Genomic DNA, 1,005 nt, shown 5'->3' on the forward strand with positions numbered 1-1,005 from the left:
ACTTTCACCTAACCCGTTTAAAGTAAAACGACGTACCTTAAAAAGTAAAAAAAGAAAGTTGAAAATTCGACGTGATAAAATGAAAGAGCATCAAGATAAATTAGCTATTTGTGGTAATAGAAATAGTTATTCTAAAACAGACCACGATGCTACTTTTATGAAAGTTAAAGAAGATCCTATGCAAAATGGTCAGTTGAAACCAGCATATAACTTACAAATAGCTACTAGTAATCAATACATTCTTGGATATGATATCTTTCAAAATCCTACAGATACTAAAACACTTCAACCATTCTTAGAAAAGTTAAAAATAGAAAATAGAGTCCCTAAATACATTGTTGCAGATGCTGGATACGGATCAGAATCAAACTATCGCTACCTAGAAGACAACTTTTCAGAACACATTGCAGTTATCCCTTATGGGACAATGCTTAAAGAGAAGAGTAAGAAATGGAAAACGGATGAAAGAAAAGTCATGAATTGGAACTATAATGATAAGGAAGATTATTACGTAGACCCGAAGGGAGTCCGTTTTAACTTTATTGGGTATCGAAAAAGAACAGATAAAGATGGATTTACTCGTGATTTTAAAGAATATCAAGCAGAAAGATATGATGAAAATAAAGATGTCATTCCTGAATCACTTACTCTTAAAGGCCACACTCGAAAAGTAATGGTCAATCCTTCTTGGGAGTATCATAAAGCTAAACAAAATGACCAACTTTCAAATGAAATAATAGCTAAGGTCTACAGCCAAAGAAAAATTGACGTTGAGCCAGTTTTTGGATGGATGAAGGCTTGTTTAGGCTTCAATCGATTCCATATTCGAGGGATCAACAACGTCAAAAAAGAATCAGGAATACTCGTATTAGCCTTAAATATAATAAAATTGGCTGTAAATCAGAAAAATAAACCAATAGATAACAAAAAAGAATCGGAATCCAAAAATCTTTTTAAGATTTTCGAATTTCGATTCTTTTATTTAAGAACTGTAACTACTTATGT

1 protein-coding gene is annotated in these 1,005 nt (G+C 31.9%); it reads left to right on the forward strand.

All coding sequences use genetic code 11. From position 1 onward, the window contains the following. On the forward strand, positions 1-1,005 hold a 1,005-nt coding region (locus tag ACODH8_RS14570), incomplete at both ends, for a transposase (RefSeq protein WP_420517809.1).

Source organism: Vagococcus fluvialis, from assembly GCF_048815235.1.
In the GTDB taxonomy this organism is placed as follows: Bacteria; Bacillota; Bacilli; order Lactobacillales; family Vagococcaceae; genus Vagococcus.